Here is a 20251-nt window from a genome sequence, read left to right as displayed (position 1 = left end):
CGCGGGCGCTCCCTAGCCGCCATTAACCGTGGCAGCCTGCTGGCTGTCACGCGGCTCAACCAGCATTCCGGGCACGACGCGTTGCAGGCCGTCTATGATGATCAGTTCGCCTTCCGTCACCGGACCGCGCACGAAGGCGCGCTCCCCGTCTGTGTGCACCATCTCGACCGGTCGAGGCTCAACCTTGAACCCACCATTGACGGGCGCTGCAACATACACCGTCCACAGACCGCGCGATGCGGTGGAAAGGGATTTCACCGGCACCCAGAAGCCCGGCTCATCAATGTCTCGCGCCATGGACAGCCGCACGACCGCGCCTGATGCCAGCTCGCCGGAATTGGCAATGTCGAACATGGCCGCCACCGTACGCTGATTAGGGTCAATCACGCCCGTTACGCTGCGCAAAGTGGCCTCTACTGTGCCGGTATCGGCGCTTAAATCATAGGCTTCCCCGGACTGTAGGCGAGCGGCGGTTGCCGCTGGCAGGCCGATGCGCGCTTCCAGATGGCCGGTCTCGACCAGTTGCAGCAAGGGCTGCCCCGCCCCGGCAATGGCGCCTTCATCAGAGGTGCGGGCGGTGACCACGCCGTCAAACGGAGCGGTAATACGCGCAAGATCAATCTGCACACGAAGAATGTCGGCCTGTGCCTTGGCGGCTTCGACGCGGGCGAGCGCGGTGCCTGCCTGAGCCTCTGCCTCATCCACCGCTTGCGGTGAGACATGACCCTGAAGGCTCAGCCGGCGCTGGCGCCCAACCGTGTTCATCGCCAAGGAATGGGCGGCGCGCGCCTCTTCCACAACTGCCTCTGCCGAGACCAGCTGTGCCCGCAGGCCGCGCGTATCAAGGCGCGCCAGGGTCTGCCCGGCTTTCACCGTATCGCCGACGTCAACAGCAATGTCTTCTATCCGTCCGCCTGTGGAAAAGCCAAGTTGGCTGGTGCGGCGCGCTTCTGCCAGGCCGGAATAAGTCTCCTGCAGGGTAAAGGCCTCGGTCAACTCCACCGGGCGTACCGACACCGTCAATGGCACAGGCGCATTGACCGCCACTTTCGGCCCTTCCACACTGCGCAGCAGTGTTGCACCGAACAGCATCGCCACAACAGCCAGAACCAGCAGCACAAGGAATATCAGTCCCTTTGCCAGACCTGGCCGCTTCTCCCGCACGATATCTCCGGTCATGTTATCTGTTTCGCTCATGGCCCCTACCCCGTCTTTATATCTTTCGCCACTGACGCCGGTTGGGCCTGCAACCCCCGGATCAGCAGATTGGCGTGAAATGTTATAAAATCTGTTGTGGTGGCTGAGCCATCATCCGGGATCAGCCGCTCAAAATGTGGAACATGGATGACCAGCTGCGCCAGTCCGTGCAGCGACGCCCAGAGGGATTTGGCCGCGTGAACCGGCTCCAGCGCGCGATCGAACATGCCCAGCGCCTGACCCTCTTCTACCATGTTGACCAGAACACTGAAGGCCTTGCCCTTGTTTGTGGTCATGAACTCGTCCCAGTTCTTGGGCGCGGCCGGGGTGCACTCATCCTTCTGCTCGATGGAAGAAAAGGCGGCGGCGTAATGGTAAGGCCGGTTGGTTGCCGTTTCGACATAAGTGATGAGGCAGGCCCGTGCCCGGTCTTCAAATGGGCGGTCAGCATTGGAACTCGTGTCCACGCGATCCATCAGGCGCTCGAAGAAAGCCTCTTTCAACTGATCGATCAGTTCTTCCTTGGACTCGAAATATTTGTAGATAGCAGACGGCGAATAGTCGATTTCCTCTGCCAGGCGGCGGATCGACAGGCCGCTTTCCCCCTCGCGCGCGAAGACCTTCTCCGCAGCAGCGATGATGGAATCCCGCACGCGCTTGCGACGGCGCCCGGCCGGGGTTTTCTCAACGGGAATGTCAGTCTGCATGGCCCACCTTGGGAAAATGAGTGTTCGAAAAGTGAACACTGTTCACTAAACTACTCTGTCCATGCATTTCCGGCAAGTCTGTTATTTTAGGATGGCGGTTCCCCTGTGACGGATACGCGCCTATCTAGCCAGAATGACGAAGACATTCCCCCCCGCGCCGCCGGTCGGTACGCCGATGCTGCCTGTCCGCCCCAGCGCCGAAGCGCGTCAGCTGCTGGCCTTGCGCCGGTCGGCCGGCAAGCAATTCATTGGTGAACCGGGGCCGAGCCCTGAAGAGCTGGACGAAATCCTGACCATCGCCGCGCGCGTGCCGGATCACCGCAAGCTGTCCCCCTGGCGCTTCATTGTGTTTGAGGGTGAAGCACGGGCAAAATTCGGCAAACAACTGGCGCGTATTGTGGGTGAGACCAAGAAGGACGTGGAATCGAAAGACCTGATAGAGGCCGCCGGCCTGCCCCTGCGTGCGCCGGTCATGGTGGCGGTGATCTCGTCTCCTGTCGATGATGGCCGCACGCCTGTCTGGGAGCAGGAACTCTCTGCCGGGGCCGTCTGCTACAATCTGCTACTGGCCGCCAATGCCAGCGGGTTTGCCGGATCATGGCTGAGCGAGTGGCCCGCCTTTGACGCGCAGGTCGCCAATGTGCTGGGCCTGACCGGCAGCGAACGCGTCGCCGGCTTCATCTATCTCGGCACATCAAAGGTAAACCCGCCAGAACGCGCCCGCGCCGACATCGGCCACATCGTGACCCGCTGGGGCGAATAAACGCCCTTCCCGGCTGAAAACTATCGGAAATTTCCCGGTTTTTAACCTATGTTCGGCTTCCATTCATTTTGCATCCGGGAAGGATGTGAAATGGGTGCCATCCATCTCTTCGGCTCCCATGAGAGGGACACCAGGAGAGATTGATGAAATCTGCGGCCATCGTGACAGCGCTCGGAGCGCTGGTGATATGTCTCAGCGCGCCAGCCCATGCCACCCCGGAAGTCTCCGCGAAGGCTGAGGCACTGATGGAGAAAGCCGCTCGCCAAAAGGACGAGAAACAGGTCCGAACCTATATCGAGGCCTGCGATGCCGGCGCCGCTGCGGCCTGTACGAAAGCCGCCCAGTTGGGCCGCAACATCGCCAACCAGAAATACATCCTCAACGCGCCGGAAATCGCGGTTTTGCTGGAAAAGGGCTGCCGGGAGGGCGGTGAGGCGGAATGCTTGGCCGCCGCAGGAGCCGCAGAACTAAAGGCCCGCTGGACGCTTGGCGATGACTTCCGGCCGGAACAGGCAAGCCCGGACACCGGCTATGAGATGGCCGTGCTTGGCTGCGAACGCGGCTCGGCGCAGCTCTGCCTGACTGCCGCCGATCAGCTTAGCGCAGGTGTCACAATGCCACCGGACTTCGACGCTGCAGCGGCCCATTACGACACCGCCTGCCGACTGGGCCAAACCAAAGCCTGTGAACGCGCGGAACTCTTCAATGGCACCGATGCAGACGCGTTCGCTGCCGCGAAGGAACGGGCAAGCCTACTCTGGCTGAGCAAAAGCTATCTGCTGGTCACAGATCTGCCGGACGATCATCCGGCACGCAAAATTGCCCGGAAACAATATTCTGCCAAGACGACGCAGGAGAAGACCCAGTACCAGCTCGACGCCTGCAATGCGGGCGATCCGAAAAGCTGTTTCGAGCTTGGCTTCGCGCTGGAACAACAGATCTCCTACAGCGATGCCCCGGCTGGCGTGAACAAACGTGAATTGCTGATGAAAGCCTGCGCGCTGGGCAGCTCACAGGGCTGCCAGAGCGCAGCCAGGCTCACCAAATACGCGCCGCTGCGGTACACCTACTATGATAATTCGCGCGACCTGTATGAGCGCGCCTGCCTGGAAATGGCGAACCCGGTCGCCTGCGATGAGTGGGGCGAATGGATTGAAGCCGAAGGCGATATCGATGCCGATGCGCAGCTGGTCCGCAGCCTTTACCGCAAGTCCTGCCTGTTCCGGAACAAGATGGACACATGCGAGAAGCTCGACGCCTTCGAACAGAAGATGACACCAGAACGGGTCGCAGCGCGCATGGCTACGAAACAGGCACTCGCAGCCCGCAAGCGGGTCGTGCCCCTTGCCGCCTACGACATCTGTGCTGGCCCGGAATCGGCCGCGCTTGGACTCGCCATTGATGCCGGGAATGGCGCACTGGCCTTCACCGATTTCGTCAAGCGCTGTGGCGGAGAATATGCGCGGCCCCAGCTCAAGGCAGCCTGCGAGCGCCTGCCGGACGCGCCGGCACATCACAAGCTGCTGTGCTCGGCCGTGCTGATGGAGTCCAAGGCGGATGAAAGGGTGAGCGCTGGCAGCTGGTCTGTTTCAGGTACCCAACTCTCCGAGACCTTCCGCGTCTGGCAGAGTGACACCTATCTCGACCGGTCGAACACGGGACACATCGCCAATGCCCTGAACCCAGACGCCCCTCTGCAAACGGCGTATTCCGGGCCTGTCGGCGCGTCTCTGTTCCCGGAAATCAAAGGCCTTGCCGAAGTGCGCACAGCGGTCGGGCAAAACGCATTCCGTCTGGTTCTGCAGGACCGTGGCTTCGTCATCCTGTCCCCGGTCGATCCCGTTAATGCAACCTTCCGGAACGGGGTTTATAGCGTCTATGTGTTCAAGGAAGGTACCACGCCGGAGGAGTACACCGCAGGCGAAGGGGCGTTTCCCGACCAGATCGGTGCCGCCCGCATGGAGCACCGCGCCGCCTGGGATGAAGCCGCCGGCAAATGGCAGGTCGAGACCGCCAGCTTTTTCGAGATCCCCTGGGGAGATGACTGGCAGGACATCGCGCAAGGCAGCCTCTACGCTTTCCTCGCCCATGGCAAGGAAACGTCAGGCGCGAACGGGCTGTGCTGCGGGTCCAGCCTCTTTATTCCCTTCGAAAGCGACACCCTCACCGCCCACGCCCTGCAACGCACCACCATGGCCTCGCTCTATGGCGGCGCGATCACGCCGGACGTGGCACAGGCGATGCGTATTGCGCTAAATGATTCCCCGGAGACACCACTCTGGTCCTCCCGATGCGGAGAGCGGCCCTACGTCTCTACCGCCGGCATGGGTTTCGAGGACTTCGACAATATGGTGGATGACTATTCACTCCGCCGCGAGAAGAATGCGCTGAAACGCCGGATCGCCTGGTATGACTGCCAGCAGGATGCGTTCAATAACCAGTTGGCAGAGGTGAACGCCTTCCTTGCCGCGTACAGAGCGAAGCCGCCGACCGATCCGATGCGCTGGCGTGCGGCGCTGATGCTGTCACGCTTTGAAGCCCATCGCGGCAAGCTGGAAGCGGAGGCAGATACGCTGGACAGCTACAGCGCCACCATCGGCAAGGCGACCAGCCAGTACAATGCCGAACAACGCGCCCTCCGCCGGGCTGCACGCGCCGAGCGGCAGGCAGCGCAGTCCAGCAACAGCGCCGCAGACGATTTCTACTACCGCAATTCCGGCGCCTATTATTCCGCCTGTCTCTCGAATGCGCAGAGCTATGGCCAGCAGCAGGGCTGTATGGACCAGTGGCTGGCCAACACGGACAGCGCCAGGGCGCAGCGCGACGCTGCCGGCGAATCTCATGGCGGTGAATCCGCTGAAGGCGATAGTGGCTTCTACGACGTCGTCGAACCCGTGCTGACCTATGAGAAGATTCCGTCAGCGGAAGTGCCGCAAGCCCCGGTCTCGACCTATCAGCCGCCGGAACCGGAAACGCCGCCGCCCCCGAAAAAGCCGCTCTGTCCGGAAGGCTACAACTGCAATTGCGGCCCGACGCCCATCCCCAAATCGGAGATTCAAGCCTCCTGCCGCTAGGCCTTAGCCGCGCCCGCGATAGGAGGCGACGCCGGTGTCGGGCACATAAAGCCCTTTCGGCACCTCGCCGGACTGCCAGAAGACGTCGATCGGGATACCCCCGCGCGGATACCAATAGCCGCTGATGCGCAGCCATTTTGCCTCGGTGAATTCAAAAATCTTCTTGCCAATGGAGACGGTGCATTCCTCATGGAACGCGCCATGATTGCGGAAGCTGGTGAGGTATAGCTTCAGGCTTTTCGATTCCACCAGCCAGTCGCCCGGCGCATAGTCAATCACGAGATGGGCGAAATCCGGCTGGCCAGTGACGGGGCACAGCGAAGTGAACTCCGGCGCAACAAAGCGCGTGAGATAGAGCTCTCCCGCATGCGGGTTGGAGACCCGCTCCAGCTCTGCCTCTTCCGGGCTTTGCGGTTGTGCGGTGTGCTGGCCGAGTTGGCCAAGGTTCTGATAGATCGGATTGTCAGCCATGAGAGATCAGTGCCGGTACTGGAATAAGGTTGAATGTCAGGCCCATATAGAGCGCATATCCCAAAAGGAGAATGCCCCCTTCCCAGCGCCCAATGCGCCGGGCCGTGATGGCAAAAAGCACCATCAGCGCAACAGACAGGATCAGTGCGGAAATATCGCCAACGCTGATCAGGCTGACCGTTTCTCCCTGCACCATGGCCCCGGCCGCAACATCGCCGGACACAGGCTGGCGGACGCTGAACGGATGCACCAGGGCGGTGACGCCCAGAATGCCCAGTATGTTGAAAATGTTCGAACCAATGATGTTGCCGAGCGCGACATCGGCCTTGCCGCGGAACGCCGCGATGGCTGAGGTTGCGAGTTCTGGCAGGCTGGTGCCGATGGCGACAATGGTCAGCCCGATCACGGTCTCGCTGATGCCAAAATCGCGCGCGATGGAAACTGAGCCATCCACCAGCAGCTTCGCGCCATAGACAACGCCTGCCAAGCCCGCAATCGCGATCAGGATACCTATGCCGACGCCATAATTGGCCTCAACCGTTTCGCCCTCTTCGGCATGCATGTGGGCCACGTCATCCGGCTGTTTCTGGTCTGCGACCAGCGAGAAGATGATGTAGCCGATCAGGCAGACGGTGAGTGCGATGCCTGCGCCGCGCGTAAACAGGTCAAACCAGATCATGAAGCAAAGCAGCATAGTGACCAAGATCATCACCCCTGTATCGCGCATCAAGGCGCGGGGATTGGTGACAATAGGATGGATCACGGCCGCGACACCCAGCACGAGCAGGATGTTCGCAATATTCGACCCAATAACGTTCCCGACTGCAATACCAACCGCGCCTGAATTAATGGCGCGCAAACTGGTTACCAGTTCCGGCACGGATGTTCCGAAGCCGACCAAAGTAAGGCCAATCACCAGTTCCGAAATGTTGAGCTTGCGAGCGACACTGACAGAGCCCCTGACCAAGCCTTCTCCTCCGAGAAACAGGAGCACAAGGCCGCCAAGTACCATAAGATATGTCATGCATTTCCTCGCAGGAAAGAGTTAGCCTTATGATATGGGGAGTCCACGAAACTGTGCAATCAGGCCGACTTGCGCTTAAGCCTGGATAATCTTGGGATGAGGCGTAGTTTCCGTGAAAAATACAGCGCATGGCGCAGATGAGACAAATTTTCTCAATATCGTTCACCCTGTACTCAGCTTAATCAGGCACAAATCACCCTAAACACAGCATGATGGGCGACACTATGGTAAACTGGGCAGAACGCCCTGCATCCACTCGGCAGCTGTCCTGGAACAGGACCGCCTTGTGCTGCCTGCTGCTCACAGCCACATCCGCCTGCGCTACATTTCGGGGAGATTCCGCTAACGGAGAAGGCGCTGACGGGACCTATATGCCTGTTACCGTAGATGGCCTGCCGGAAAACCTGGAACGCGGCGCAGAAAGCGCGCTGCAGATACGCGGCGAAAAGGCTGGCAGCGTTCTGGAAGCGCGCCGCCGGGCTACACAGGCCGCCAATACGCTGCAGGAATATCTAGCATCGGAAGGCTATTTCGCCGCCATAGTGTCTCCGGAACTGGTAGAATCCACAGACACACGTCCGCGTCTGGATGTCAGCCTGGGAGAGCGCTTCCGAATCGCCTCAATTGACGTCACCGGCACGGATGATCTGACCCCGCAGGCTCAGGAGCGTATCCGCGCAGACCTTGATACGCTGAGGCCCGGCGCGTGGGCACGCACGCCCAATATTGAAGCGCTGGAAACCCTGTTGCTGAGGCAGCTGAAAAGCTCTGGCTATGCCTTCGCAGAAAGTGATGGCATCGACGCCCTCGCTTCTCGCGCGGAAAAGACTGTCGAGCTGACCTACTCCCTGAAACCCGGAGAGCTGGTCCGCCTGGGCGAGATGACCATTCCGGAGGGGCTGCGCACCAAGGACAAGGCTATCCGTGTACTGCAAAACTGGGACGAGGGAGACCTCTACTCACCCGAGAAAATGGAAACCCTGCGCACGCGTGTTCGCAGTACGGGCCTGTTCGATGGCATCGGTGTGGACATACATGAGCGACCGGATGCAAACGGCACCCACACGGTAGACCTGCAATTATCCGAAGGCAAACGCCGCACGATTGGCGCAGGTGTCAGCTATTCCACCACAGACGGCGCAGGCGCGAATGCCAGTTGGGAACGCCGCAACCTGATGGGCATGGCCGATACGGTTTCGGTCGAGGCACAGTATGCGACACTCGCCCGGCACCTGAAGGCCACCTACAAGCGCCCGAACATCGGGCGCTATGGCCGCACTCTTACGGCAGAGGCCGGCGTGCGCGATGAGGAAACAGACGCCTATGATCTGAAGGGCATAAAAGTTGCCGCCAATTTGTCCCAGCCCCTCAACAAGAATTTCACCCTGTCGGCTGGCGCGGCTGTCGACGCCACACGGTCAACTGATTACGAATTACGCGCGCAAGGTATCAACAGTCTGCAGGATCAGGTGACGCTGTCTTTTCCGCTGGGCGCGACCTATGACACGGTCAAGGATCCGCTGGACCCGCAAACCGGCAACCGCGCCTATCTGGGCGTTGAGCCGGGCTTTTCCTTCGGGACAGGCGTCGTCGCTTCCTATACCCGTATTCAGGGCTCTGTTTCGACCTACACGAAGGTCGCCGAGCGCCTCGTCGGTGCGCTGCGTCTGGAGGCTGGTAGTTTCCTGGGCGATGACAGCGTGCCAGTGGACCGGAAATTCTATTCCGGCGGCGGTGGCACGGTGCGCGGTTATGAATACCAGTCCCTTTCGCCGAAGGACCCGCTGGGCGAACCGATTGGCGGTGACGCGATGCTGAATGTCTCCGGGGAGCTGCGCTGGCGCAAATCCGAGCGCTGGGGTTATGTCGCCTTCATTGATGCTGGCGCGGCCGAGTCAGACCTTTCCGCCGCAGCGGAAAACATGCGCTCTGCCTTTGGCCTGGGTGTACGATTTTATCCAGGCTTCGGCCCAGTCCGCCTGGACATTGCCACACCGCTGAACCCGCGCGACGGTGACGAGCCGGTGCAGCTTTACATCTCTATCGGGCAGGCCTTCTGATGCCAGGCGCACGCCCCTTCCTCTCTTTCTTGCGCAAGCATATCTGGCTGGCGTTGGTAGTTGGCATCCTACTTGTGCTGGCGCTGCTGATTGGCGGCGCGCGCATCTGGACGAAAACCGACGGCGGTCGCAATTTCGTCGAGGCGCAGATTGATGGTCGCAAGGTGGGCCGGGTCGGTACGATCGAGATTGAGGGCCTGTCGGGCGATCCACTGAAAGACATGAAGGTTGCGCGCCTGACCCTGACGGACGAACAGGGCGTCTGGCTGGAAGCCAGCGATCTGCAACTCGCCTGGTCTCCCATGGCGTTGATCTCTCGCAAGCTGGATTTGAACCTGGTCAGCGCGGAGAAAATTCATGTCATCCGCAAACCGGTTCTCACACCAGAGACACCCAGTTCATCCTCATCCGGAAACTGGTCGGTCTCACTGGCAGATTTGCGGATCGGAGAGCTGAGGCTGGAAGAAGGCGTTGCCGGGCCCAAGGCCGCCTTCCACATAGAGGGACACCTCAAGTTTCCGCAAGACCGTACCCTGACGGCTTCGCTGGATGCCCTGCCGCTGGAAGGCGCAGGAGACAAGATAACGGCCAATCTGCAACGCCGCGCGAGCGGTGCCTTCAATATCGAAGCAGACATCGACGCGCCATCTGGCGGCACCATCGCCACGCTTGTCGGTCTGGCCCAGGGTGAGAGCGCAAATCTGAAAGCCAGCGCCAGCGGCACAATGGATGAAGGCGACGGCTTTGCCGTGCTAAAGATCGCCGGAGACAAGACCGCTGAAATCACAGCAAAGATCACCTCCGGCAATCTTCTGGCCAGCGCCAATCTGGATGCAAGTCACCTGCCCGTGTCCGACACGATCAAGGATCTGGTCGGCACCGCTGCGGTGTTGAAGCTGGACGCAGACATTCAGGAGAAGCGCACACCGTTCACCCTGACCAGCGATTTCACCACCGGTCATCTGAAGCTCGCGGGCATTTACAAAGATGGAAAGCGCAGCCGGTTTGATGGCCCGCTGGATGTAGATCTGGAATTCTTCGGCCTGAAAGATCTCGCCAATTTCGAAGCGGGAGTCGCGTTCGAGGGCCAGATCTCAGAACCTGGCGAAAGCCTTTCCGCAAATGGTACAGCCGTGCTGACCGCCAATGCCGGCAGCTCCCTGCCCTTCGACACGCTGGAGGGCCCGCTACAGGTTTTCAGCAAGGGCGAGGCCGTGAACCTCACCGCAGCCCTGACCGGAACCGGCATTCTGAAAAACAGCAAGACGGCCAGCCGCCTGATTGGCAAGGCCCCGAATCTGGACGTCTCCGGCAGCTATGACCGCACCACAGGTGTGCTGACCCTCTCGCCCTCCACGGCGCAGCTGGCGCGCGGCAGCCTTGCCGCCAATGGCACCATCGACACACGCCAGAAAGCCCTCAATCTGGAGACCCAGCTGAATCAGGTCTCCGGCTTGCTGGCCTCAACCCCTGAGCTGGCAGCATCCGGCAAGGTCGGTATCACCGGTACATTCTCTGCGCCTCAAATTAATGCGGATGTGAACCTGAAAGGCGTTGAGGCCTTCAATCGCACAGTGGCACAGCTGGTCAGTGATACGCCGCGCCTTCGCGCCAATGTGGTGAAGGCGGGCGAGACCTACCAGCTGCAGCACATCGCCATCGAAGGCGGCGTTCTGGTACTGAACGGCACGGGCACCTATGGACCGAAGGGGAAGATAACCCTCAATGCTGGCTTCACCCAGACCGACACAACGATCCTGTCTGGCACTGAAATCAACCTGTCTGAAGGCAAGGTGCAGATCATCGGGCAAGGCGGTGTCGACACGATCAGTCTCACCTCACAGGGCGGCATACTAAGTCGCAATGGTGTTGACCTGACTGATCTTGAAACCAGCCTAAGACTGGACAATACACCGGCGGGATGGACCGGCCCGATCACGCTGAAAGGCATGAAGGGCGGTAATGCCATCGATATTACCAGCCAGCTGTCCTGGGCGGATGGCGTCTTCTCACTGCAAGATACTCAGGGTACATATGATACAGTCAACCTATCCGGCGGTCTGATCTATGGCAATGACAGCGGCCTGAATGCAGATTTCGTTGCAAGCGGAGAGAGGCTGAGTTTCGGCGATCGCCACATCGGGGCGTTCAATCTGGACATCAGTCTGCGCCGCGAAAAGGAAGATACGCTCGCGGTATCTGCCTCAGGCACAATCAATGATATTTGGCTCTCACAGGGCCTGCGCTTTGACACGATCAGCGGACAGGCCCGCAATGCGCCGGAAGGCTATAATTTTTCCATCGAAGTGCAGCGCGCGCATGACAAGCGGCCGACCCAGCTGAACGTGCTGGGCTCTGCCAGTTTTGACGGCGACTATCCCAATGGCCAGCTGGAGATGGATGGCACACTGTTGGGCGAGCCTATCAAATCCCAAAGCCCGATCACCTGGCGGCTCGGGGATGCGCCAGCGGTTGACCTGAACCTTCTGGTTCTTGGCGGACTGATCGAGGCTGATGTCGAAGAGGAAAAAGACGACTCCCGCCTGACCTTCAAGATCAACAAGCTGAGCCTGGAACCCGTGCTGGCGGCCATGGGGCTGTCGGCGCCGGACGCCGTGCTCAGCGGCGGCGGAGACCTTTATCCCTTTGGAGAGAATCCTCGCGGCCAGTTTGTCATTGCCGCCAATGGCCCTCTCCCGGGCGTTGAGGAAACCTTCGCGCTGGACATCACCGGGCGTCTCGGAAACGGCAAGCTGGTGCTGAATGAAGTCAGCTCATATGGCGGGGAGCTTAAACTCGTCAGCGATCTGACCATCCCGATCAATGCACGGCCAGGTGATATCGCCCGCCCCTCCCTGACCGAGCCCGTGAAGGGGCAAACCGTCGTGACCGGAGACCTTGCAGCGCTGCGCTCGGTGGCACTGGCGTATGGGCACGACATCGGCGGACAGATTGATGCCAAAGCGACCCTGACAGGCACTTTGAAAAAGCCGGTCTTTGAAGCGACAGCAGACATTCGCAAGGGCATCTACGAATTCGGCACGACAGGCATGCGCCTGACGGATCTGTCGCTGGATGCCGCCTACAAGGACCTTCAACTGGCTATTGACGGCAAGGCAAACGGCGCCGATGGCGGCTCAACCAAATTCTCAGGCACGCTCTCTCGCAACAAGAATGACCTCGGCGTCTCCTTCACCAATCTGCTACTATATAATCGCGACGGCGACACGCTGCGTGCAGGTGGCGAGATCAGCCTGACCGGTGATGAAACTTCCCGCGATGTGGAAGGCCGGATCAACATCCAGAATGCCCGTTTCTCTCTGGACAATTTGCCCTCTTCGCGACCGCAGGCAATCAATGTGCGCTGGGTCGAAGACGCCTCCAAGCCTGAGGGCGAAAGCAAGCTGAGACAGTCGTTGTCTTTGAACTTGCAGATTGATGCCGGGCGTCGCGTCTTCCTCTGGGGGCGTGGCCTGGAAAGCGAATGGGGACTGGACCTGAAGCTTACCGGCACACCAGCCTCACCGCGCCTCAATGGAGAGGCGACACTGCGCCGAGGCACGCTGGACCTGGCCGGTCGCCCCTTCGTATTTGACAAGGGTGGCGTCACCTTTAACGGTCCAATCACCCGCGCGCGCCTTGATGTACAGGCTGACCGCACTGTGAATGGCTTCACAGCCAGCGTGGCGCTCACAGGATCGCCCACCAATCCGAAATTCGAGCTGAGCAGTACCCCGGAACTGCCACAGGACGAAATACTCTCCCGGCTCCTCTTCGGCCGCTCTTCGGTTGACCTGTCTGCCCTGGAAGCCGCACAGCTGGCCAACTCCATCGCACGTCTCAGCGGCAAGGGGACCGGTTTTGACCCCACTGCCGAGCTACAATCTGCGCTCGGGATCGACAGATTGTCTTTTGGAACGAACGATTCAGGTGCCGCAGAAGTGGGCGTGGGCCAGTATCTGGCTGATGATGTGTACCTCGAACTGAACTCAGCAGGTGCTTCAGGCAGCTCCGTAGAGGTCGAATGGGAGCCGAGACCACAAATATCAGTGACATCTGAGACAACCACTAATGGCGAGGCAAAGGTCTCGGTAAAGTGGAAGAAGGACTACTAAGGCACTTCAACCGTAGGCCGATTTTCCAACATACTGGCTATTTTAGTGTCTATTTTCTTTCTAAAATACAAAACACTCAAAAATACAAACGGTTACATCGTCTGTCAGCTGAATTGACATAGGATAACGTAAATTACGGTAACGCCGGAGTCCATATCCGTTTCATAATGTTATGTACCGTTCCATGTTTTTTAGTACCTGATCGGTTGCTATAACATCCGGAGCGAGAAAAGACATAACTTCTGATGGAGTTATGACGTGCCCAAAATTGTAAGACAATCTACTTCCCGAGCCCCTACCGCTATCGACCAGATGGTAGGAGAAAAGATCCGGCGCCTTAGACTGGATCGCAACATGACGCTCGCCGAACTCGGCAACGAGCTCGGCATCAGTCACCAGCAATTGCAGAAATACGAAACAGGCACGAACCGCCTTTCTGCTGGCATGCTGTCCAATGTGGCAGACGTGCTTCGCGTGCCGATCGCCAGCCTGTTCGAAGACGAAAACCAGGCGCAAAACAAGACAGCAGACCCGTCTGCCAGGGCCCGGGCGGAATGTCATTCCTGGATTGATCGCACAGGATCGACGGAACGCCTCGGCATGATGGCCAAGGTTCTGAAGGTCATGTCCGCCGACTAGCGGCCTAGCGGCAACATACTTATCCAACAGGCCTCCACTGATGTTGGAGGCCTGTCAGATACCGCCTGCCCTTTCTCGCTATATAAGCACGAAAATTCTACGCAATCGACTTGGACATACGGTAGTTGTGGATAGCTACACCATCTATCATCAAGTCGTTTCGCCCCTCAAAATTGAAGCCGCGTCGTTCAAAAAGTAGACGCGCTCCCTCGCTCGCTTCGACAAACAGAACGGCGATACCCGTTTTCCTGGCTACTGCTTCTAAAGCGGCATAAATGGCTGACCCTACCCCGGTGCCAACCAAATCTGGTCGGCAGTAGAGATGGTCAATATCACCGTTCTCTTCTAGGTCGCCCTAGCCGACAATAATACCACTATCATCAACAGCTACCAGAAATGTCCTGCCTTCAGCCTGCCTCAAGTATCTGGCTGCATAGGGCTCTGAAGCACTCCAGGCTGCCACCTGTTCGGAAGAATAGTCTCGCGTGCCGGCCTCGTGCACAGATGCATGAAACAGCGCCGCAAGCGCTGGGGCGTCGCCCGGTTCAAAATTGCGGATCAGCATCACTTGCCCCCACAACCAATCGAAGCGGCTTGAAAGGTCATTGGAGAGAGGAAGCTGACCATACACAGGCTTGCGAGATCGCCGATCTCTGATCTGTTCCCTAGGCTATCCTAGAGATATCCTCTTGGAGATCTCCGACTTGCTGCCCCTCACGAGATGGCATCACTTCCTTGGGGTGAATGAAGCCATCGCGGAACCACGGTGTTACCCTGTAGTCAAACAGCCCCCGAATCCATTCAATCGCCGCCACAGCCGCAGGATTTCTACGTGCATCCTCGGTGTAGGAAATCCAGAACTGGATCGGTGCCACTTCGGAAATATCCAGCGGAACGAGGTCCGGATAGATCTCGGCAATATAGCTCGGCAGCATGGCGATCCCGCCGCCCTGACGGCACAGCTCAATCATTGCCGTGGCGGAATTGGTGATGACCGCAAAGTCGATCATCTTGGTCAGCTCAACTGCCTTAGGGGCCCACCGCTCAATCTGATGGGCATAGGCCTCATGCAGGATACAGCGATGATGGTGATACTCAAAGATGCTCGACGGCAGGCTTTCCTGCATATCCAGATATGATTGCGCAGCAAAAGCCATGTAGTGCGCCGTACCAAGCTTATGCGAGATAATTTCCGGCTCCCGCGGTTCCGTGAAGCGGATCACGACATCCGCCTCATCATTCAAAAGATCCAGATTGTGATCCTGCACGCGCATGCGCACCTGTATGCGCGGATGCTTGTCTCTGAATTCGCGCAGTTGCCGACCGATCCAGAGCGGGCCAATGCCATCTCCGCTGCCAATTGTGACGCGGCCCTGTATCTTGTCCTGATGACCCGACGCCTTGCTGAGCACATGGCTGGCCGCTTCTTCCATCTGGCGGGCGTAGCGCAGCGTGGTCTTGCCTGCTTCGGTCAGCTCCATACCCCGCGTTGACCGCTGGAACAGCTGGCTGTCCAGGCTCTTCTCCAACTCGTCAATCTTGCGGCTGACAGTGGGGGTGGACTCCTTCAGGCGGGCAGCAGCAGCCGTCATGCTCCCCAGCTCGGCAACGACGACAAAGACGCGCAGCTTGTCCCAATCTATACGATCTTTTGCCATTTCGGATCCTGCGCTACAGCCGCCGCACTGCTGTACGGGTAAGATGGTGCCGGCTGAGGGACTCGAACCCCCGACCCTCTGATTACAAATCAGATGCTCTACCAGCTGAGCTAAGCCGGCCATTGCTGGAAACCGTGTCACTACTGTGATCGGGCGCGGCGCGCAAGCGCACATTCCAGTCGAAATGACCCGTAATTGCCTGTTCCGGCAGGTCATCCCGCAGAAAACGCAGCTTTCACCCCAGCGAAACAGGTCTCAGCCCCGTGCACGCAGATTCCTTTCTATTTCCCCATGACTGCCCCATTCGCCTCATCCCCCGCACATTTCCGCCCCAAAGCGCGCGTACCTACACCCTCAAGACCACAAACAAGGTGGCGATGATGGGTGTCCCAAGAGGCACATAGAGCCTGAAGGAAGAAGATGATGAAACGCGCACAGTTTATAGCCGGTCTGAGCATCGGCGCGATTGCACTGGCCTTTCCCGCAATGTCGGACGCCCCCAAGGCGCCGCCGATGGAACCGGTGAAAGTCCCTTATGAAAAGAATTGTGAGGACATGCAGATCACCGTCTACTTCTCCAATAAGGATGCTTCGCTGTCTTCCTATTCCATGCGCGCGTTGAATACTGCGGGCGACCAGCTGGCGGGCTGCACCATTTCTGATATCCAGGCGACCATCGTTTCCGCAGATGCCGATAGTACCGGCCCAACGGCCCGCCTGTCTGAGGACCGCGCCGCCGTGGTTCTGGACGCCCTCACCGCACGCGGCATCCGCCCGCAGGACATCCGCACAGATTTCGTGCCGGTCTCCGAAACACGCCTGTCTGACACAATGGCCATGCCGATGGCGCGCCGTGTGGACCTGACGGTCAAGGCTAAAACCGGCTACGGCCTGTAACGCTTTCCCAGTTTCCTCCCAGCGGTTTCGGGTTGTCACCGCGTCCCGAAACCACCCTATGCCCCCGAATGGCCTGCAGCCCGTTCGGGGGCTTCTTTATGTCCGCATGTTATTTCCCGTGCCACAATTCTTTCTTTTCCGGCGCGCGCCGCTAAAAGGTGCACAATAGCAGGGATGTGTGATTTACCCTGCCGTTAAAGCTATTTGGAAAGACCTCATCTCCATGACAAAAGCCCGGCGCATTCTCGTCACCTCTGCCCTGCCCTACATCAACGGCGTCAAGCATCTCGGCAATCTCGCAGGCTCCATGCTGCCTGCGGATGTCTACTCCCGTATGATGCGCCTTATGGGCCATGAGGTGACCTATATCTGCGCCACGGACGAGCATGGCACACCCGCCGAACTCGCCGCGCAGGCTGCCGGCATCAGCGTCCAGGAATATTGTGATGAGCAGTATGAAATCCAGCGTAAGGCCGGAGAGGGCTTTAACCTGTCCTTCGACTGGTTCGGGCGCACATCCCGCCCGGCCAACCGCAAAGCCACGCAGCATTTCGCGCAGGCCCTGGAAGCCAATGGCCTGATCGAGGAGCGTACCTCCAAACAGGTCTACTCCATTGATGATGGCCGCTTCCTGCCGGACCGGTATGTCGAGGGCACCTGCCCAACCTGCGGCTTTGAAAAGGCGCGCGGCGACCAGTGCGACAATTGCGGACGCCTGCTGGACCCGGTCGATCTGATCGACCCGTACTCTTCTGTTTCCGGCAGCAAGAATATCGAGATCCGCGAGACCAACCATCTCTACCTGCTGCAAACCCAGATGCAGGACCGCATCCGCGAATGGGTCAACAGCAAGGGTAAGAACTGGCCGAACCTGGCGGTCTCCATCGCCAATAAATGGCTGGATGAGGGCCTGATCGCCCGCTCCATCACGCGCGACCTCAGCTGGGGCATCGACGTGACGGATGCAGACGGTAATCCCCGCCCCGGCTTTGAAGAGAAAGTCTTCTATGTCTGGTTCGACGCGCCGATCGGCTACATCTCTGCGACGCAGGAATGGGCCGAGGCAACGGGCGGCGACTGGGAAGCGCTTTGGCGCACCGACAAGGGCGCGGACGAGACCGAATACGTCCAGTTCATGGGCAAGGACAATGTCGCCTTCCACACGGTCAGCTTCCCCGTCACCCTGCTCGGCTCTGGCGAGCCATGGAAAACAGTCGACAAGCTGAAGGCCTTCAACTGGGTCACCTGGTATGGCGGCAAGTTCTCCACTTCCAACAAGCGCGGCGTCTTCATGGACCAGGCTCTGTCGCTGCTGCCGGCGGATTACTGGCGCTGGTATCTGATCGCGAATGCGCCGGAAGGCTCTGACGCGGCCTTCACCTGGGAAGGCTTCCAGAGCGCAGTGAACTCAGACCTTGCCAATGTGCTCGGCAATTTCGTGAACCGGATCACCAAATACACGGCGTCAAAATTCGACGGCAAGGTTCCGGATGCCGGCACGTCGGGCGATGCTGAGGCCTGGATGGTCGCGGAGCTGAAAGAGCGCCTGCCGCGCCTGATCGAGCATTATGAGGCCATGGAGTTCCGCAAGGCCGCCGCAGAGACGCGCGCCATCTGGGCCGCCGGAAACGAATACCTCACCAAGGCCGAGCCCTGGGTGAAGTACAAGACCGATGTCGACGCCGCCGCGATTGGCGTGCGCACCGGCCTGAACCTTGCGGCCCTGTTCGGCATCATCGCGCAACCGATCATCCCGGACGCAGGCAAGAAGATTCTCGATGCCCTCGGCATTCCAGAAGACAAGCGCAGCTTCCAGTTCGGTGATATCGAGGCCCTGCTGGACGCCCTGCCGCATGGCCACGAGATCAGCCCGCCGGACGTCCTGTTCCAGAAGATAGAGGATTCCCAGGTCGAAGAATGGGCCGAACAGTTCGGCGGCGGCGATCAGGCCTGACGCTGCAACACCACGCTGAGATTGTTGGCCGGCATTTCGATGACCTGCTGCAGTCTCAGCCCTACTTCTTCCGCCAGCGGAACGATCTGCTGATCCAGATCCCGCACGCCCCAGCGCGGATCACGCGATTTCAGATTGGCGCTGAATTCCGCATTGGACGGCGCAATCTCTCCATGACGCGCGAACGGTCCGTAGAGGAATAGTTTACCCTTGGGTTTCAGCAGGCGTCCCGCCCCGCCGATCAGCCCCAGCGCAACCTCAAAAGGCGCAATGTGGATCATGTTCATCGACACGATCACATCCCAATGGCCCGGATACTCAACCGGGCCCCATGAATGGGCCGAGGCATCGACGGTGTAGGGACCATGCAGCCGCTCATGCAAAGCGGCCCGCCGCCACGCAGCCTGACTCTCACGGCTTACCGCATCAATGTCCGAATAGGTCCAGTTCAGCTGCGGCAGAGCTTTCGTCAGGAAGGCGCCGTGTTCGCCAGTGCCGGAGGCAATCTCCAGAACCTGCCCTGTCTCGCCAACATGCTCGCGGAAAACCTCAAGGATCGGTTCACGATTGCGCGCAACCGAAGGCGAATAGCGCCGGCCATCCTCCGCTTGATCGCGCGCTTCCATAGCGACCGGCTTGCCGTCGTTGGTCTTTTGAAAGGTCTTGTCGGAATCGTCGCTCACTGCGAGGTCTCGAACGCGTACATTTCCGTGCTAACCACAGACTGGCCGACCTGATTGTAGCGGGGGCCGACGGCCTTCTCAGGTAGGAAGTGGGCATCCAGACGTGCTACCATTTCGTCCGACAGCTGAATGCCGCCCGCTTTCCAGTTCTCTTCGAGGTGCTTAAGGCTGGTCGTGCCGGGGATCGGGATGACATTCCCGCCCTTGGCCAGCGTCCAGGCGAGCGCGAGCTGTGCCACGCTGCATCCCATATCGCCTGCGCAGGCGCGGGCCTCTTCCAGCAGCGGCAGATTGCCGGGATAGTTCTCCGGAAAAAAGCGCGGGAAGATCGTGCCGCGCAGATCGCTCTCATGGAATTTCGCCGGATCCACAGGCGGGTCCGCCAGAAAGCCACGTCCGACGGGAGAGAACGCCACCAGTGCCACGCCCAGTTCCTCACACGCCGCCTTGATGGCTATTTCCGGATTGCGCACCCACAGGGAATATTCGCTTTGCATCGCCGCAATCGGGTGCACCGCATGGGCCCTGCGCAGATGCGCATCTCCCATTTCAGACAGGCCGATCATGCGGATCTTGCCTTCCTGAACCAGCTCTGACAACGCGCCAACCGAGTCCTCGATTGGCACATTCGGGTCTGGTCTGTGCATGTAGTAGAGGTCAATCACGTCCGTTTGCAGACGTTTCAGGCTGGCCTCGCAGGCCGCCTTGATCACCTCCGGCCGGGCGTCCAGCGTGCGCTGACCATCCTTGAAGCCCAGCACGCACTTGCTGGCCAGGAAATACTCATTGCGCCGATCTTTGAGGGCCTCGCCGATCAGCTCCTCACTGCGGCCAAAGCCGTACAGCGTGGCCGTGTCCAGAAAGTCATAGCCCATGTCCACCGCCCGCAAGAGCAGGGCTTTAGCCTCATCTTCCGGCAGGGGCGGACCATAGGCATGCGTGATGTTCATGCAGCCGAGACCTACCGGATAGACATGGCTGTCTCCGATGCGTCGCTTGGATACCATGT

Annotated in this window: 15 protein-coding genes, 1 tRNA gene and 1 pseudogene; 7 read left to right on the top strand and 10 right to left on the bottom strand. The window is 59.5% G+C overall.

Annotated features, from left to right (window positions below; translation table 11 throughout):
* Positions 1-12: 12 nt before the first annotated feature.
* Together HY2_RS06035 and HY2_RS06030 are read right to left on the bottom strand one after the other, a co-directional pair.
* Entirely contained in the window at positions 13-1197 is a 1185-nt protein-coding gene (locus tag HY2_RS06035) for an efflux RND transporter periplasmic adaptor subunit (RefSeq protein WP_233346736.1), read from the bottom strand.
* Positions 1198-1202: 5 nt separating this feature from the next.
* Complete coding sequence (locus HY2_RS06030) at positions 1203-1904, bottom strand: TetR/AcrR family transcriptional regulator (RefSeq protein ID WP_034825707.1); 702 nt, start codon at positions 1902-1904, stop codon at positions 1203-1205.
* Between the two features lie 133 nt (positions 1905-2037).
* Here HY2_RS06030 and HY2_RS06025 point away from each other — a divergent pair, with 133 nt between their 5' ends.
* Both HY2_RS06025 and HY2_RS06020 read left to right on the top strand, forming a co-directional pair.
* Positions 2038-2667 carry a nitroreductase family protein gene (locus HY2_RS06025; protein WP_034825706.1) on the top strand — a complete coding sequence of 210 codons (630 nt, stop codon included), beginning with the start codon at positions 2038-2040 and terminating at the stop codon, positions 2665-2667.
* A 143-nt stretch (positions 2668-2810) separates the two neighbouring features.
* Positions 2811-5741, top strand: a complete 2931-nt coding sequence (locus HY2_RS06020) for a hypothetical protein (RefSeq protein WP_034825705.1) — start codon at positions 2811-2813, stop codon at positions 5739-5741.
* A 3-nt stretch (positions 5742-5744) separates the two neighbouring features.
* Here HY2_RS06020 and queF read toward each other — a convergent pair whose 3' ends face one another.
* On the bottom strand, positions 5745-6212 hold the full coding sequence (gene queF, locus HY2_RS06015) for a preQ(1) synthase (protein WP_034825704.1): 468 nt from the start codon (positions 6210-6212) through the stop codon (positions 5745-5747).
* Positions 6205-7236, bottom strand: a complete 1032-nt coding sequence (locus tag HY2_RS06010) for a calcium/sodium antiporter (protein WP_034825703.1) — start codon at positions 7234-7236, stop codon at positions 6205-6207. The genes queF and HY2_RS06010 overlap by 8 nt, the downstream gene beginning before the upstream one ends.
* A 371-nt stretch (positions 7237-7607) precedes the next feature.
* Between HY2_RS06010 and HY2_RS06005 the strand changes: the two genes are divergently transcribed.
* The 3 genes from HY2_RS06005 to HY2_RS16675 all read left to right on the top strand — a co-directional run bounded on the left by HY2_RS06005 (position 7608) and on the right by HY2_RS16675 (position 14050).
* Positions 7608-9296: an autotransporter assembly complex protein TamA gene (locus tag HY2_RS06005; protein ID WP_034825702.1), complete on the top strand. Its 1689-nt coding sequence runs from the start codon at positions 7608-7610 to the stop codon at positions 9294-9296.
* Positions 9296-13411, top strand: a complete 4116-nt coding sequence (locus HY2_RS06000; RefSeq protein WP_034825700.1) for a translocation/assembly module TamB domain-containing protein — start codon at positions 9296-9298, stop codon at positions 13409-13411. The genes HY2_RS06005 and HY2_RS06000 overlap by 1 nt, the downstream gene beginning before the upstream one ends.
* Positions 13412-13723: 312 nt before the next feature.
* The gene (locus HY2_RS16675; RefSeq protein WP_081814954.1) at positions 13724-14050 is read left to right on the top strand and encodes a helix-turn-helix domain-containing protein; all 327 of its coding nucleotides are present in this window, start codon (positions 13724-13726) and stop codon (positions 14048-14050) included.
* A 97-nt stretch (positions 14051-14147) separates the two neighbouring features.
* Here the strand turns inward: HY2_RS16675 and HY2_RS17845 are convergent.
* The 4 genes and pseudogenes from HY2_RS17845 to HY2_RS05980 all read right to left on the bottom strand — a co-directional run.
* Positions 14148-14387 (bottom strand): annotated as a pseudogene (locus tag HY2_RS17845) (GNAT family N-acetyltransferase); the annotation flags it as partial.
* Between the two features lie 18 nt (positions 14388-14405).
* Positions 14406-14615 (bottom strand): GNAT family protein, encoded by a 210-nt coding sequence (locus HY2_RS17585; protein ID WP_206740997.1) that lies wholly within the window; start codon positions 14613-14615, stop codon positions 14406-14408.
* Positions 14616-14715: 100 nt separating this feature from the next.
* Positions 14716-15708 (bottom strand): LysR family transcriptional regulator, encoded by a 993-nt coding sequence (locus HY2_RS05985; protein WP_034825699.1) that lies wholly within the window; start codon positions 15706-15708, stop codon positions 14716-14718.
* Between the two features lie 44 nt (positions 15709-15752).
* Positions 15753-15828 (bottom strand) — tRNA-Thr (locus HY2_RS05980).
* 303 nt (positions 15829-16131) lie between these two features.
* On the opposite strand from HY2_RS05980, the gene HY2_RS05975 reads away from it, so the two are divergent.
* Positions 16132-16605 (top strand): OmpA family protein, encoded by a 474-nt coding sequence (locus HY2_RS05975; RefSeq protein ID WP_112063298.1) that lies wholly within the window; start codon positions 16132-16134, stop codon positions 16603-16605.
* Between the two features lie 223 nt (positions 16606-16828).
* Complete coding sequence (gene metG / locus HY2_RS05970; RefSeq protein WP_034825696.1) at positions 16829-18559, top strand: methionine--tRNA ligase; 1731 nt, start codon at positions 16829-16831, stop codon at positions 18557-18559.
* Here the strand turns inward: metG and HY2_RS05965 are convergent.
* Both HY2_RS05965 and HY2_RS05960 read right to left on the bottom strand, forming a co-directional pair.
* Complete coding sequence (locus tag HY2_RS05965; RefSeq protein ID WP_233346738.1) at positions 18550-19242, bottom strand: DUF938 domain-containing protein; 693 nt, start codon at positions 19240-19242, stop codon at positions 18550-18552. The two genes, metG and HY2_RS05965, sit on opposite strands and share 10 nt — an antisense overlap.
* Positions 19239-20249 carry an aldo/keto reductase gene (locus HY2_RS05960; protein ID WP_034825694.1) on the bottom strand — a complete coding sequence of 337 codons (1011 nt, stop codon included), beginning with the start codon at positions 20247-20249 and terminating at the stop codon, positions 19239-19241. Before HY2_RS05960 ends, HY2_RS05965 begins: the two co-directional genes overlap by 4 nt.
* Positions 20250-20251: the final 2 nt, after the last annotated feature.

The sequence above is a fragment of the Hyphomonas pacifica genome (genome assembly GCF_000682675.1).
GTDB lineage: Bacteria > Pseudomonadota > Alphaproteobacteria > Caulobacterales > Hyphomonadaceae > Hyphomonas > Hyphomonas pacifica.
The sequence above is the reverse complement of the archived record's forward strand: the minus strand, read 5'-3'. Positions and strand labels throughout refer to the sequence as shown.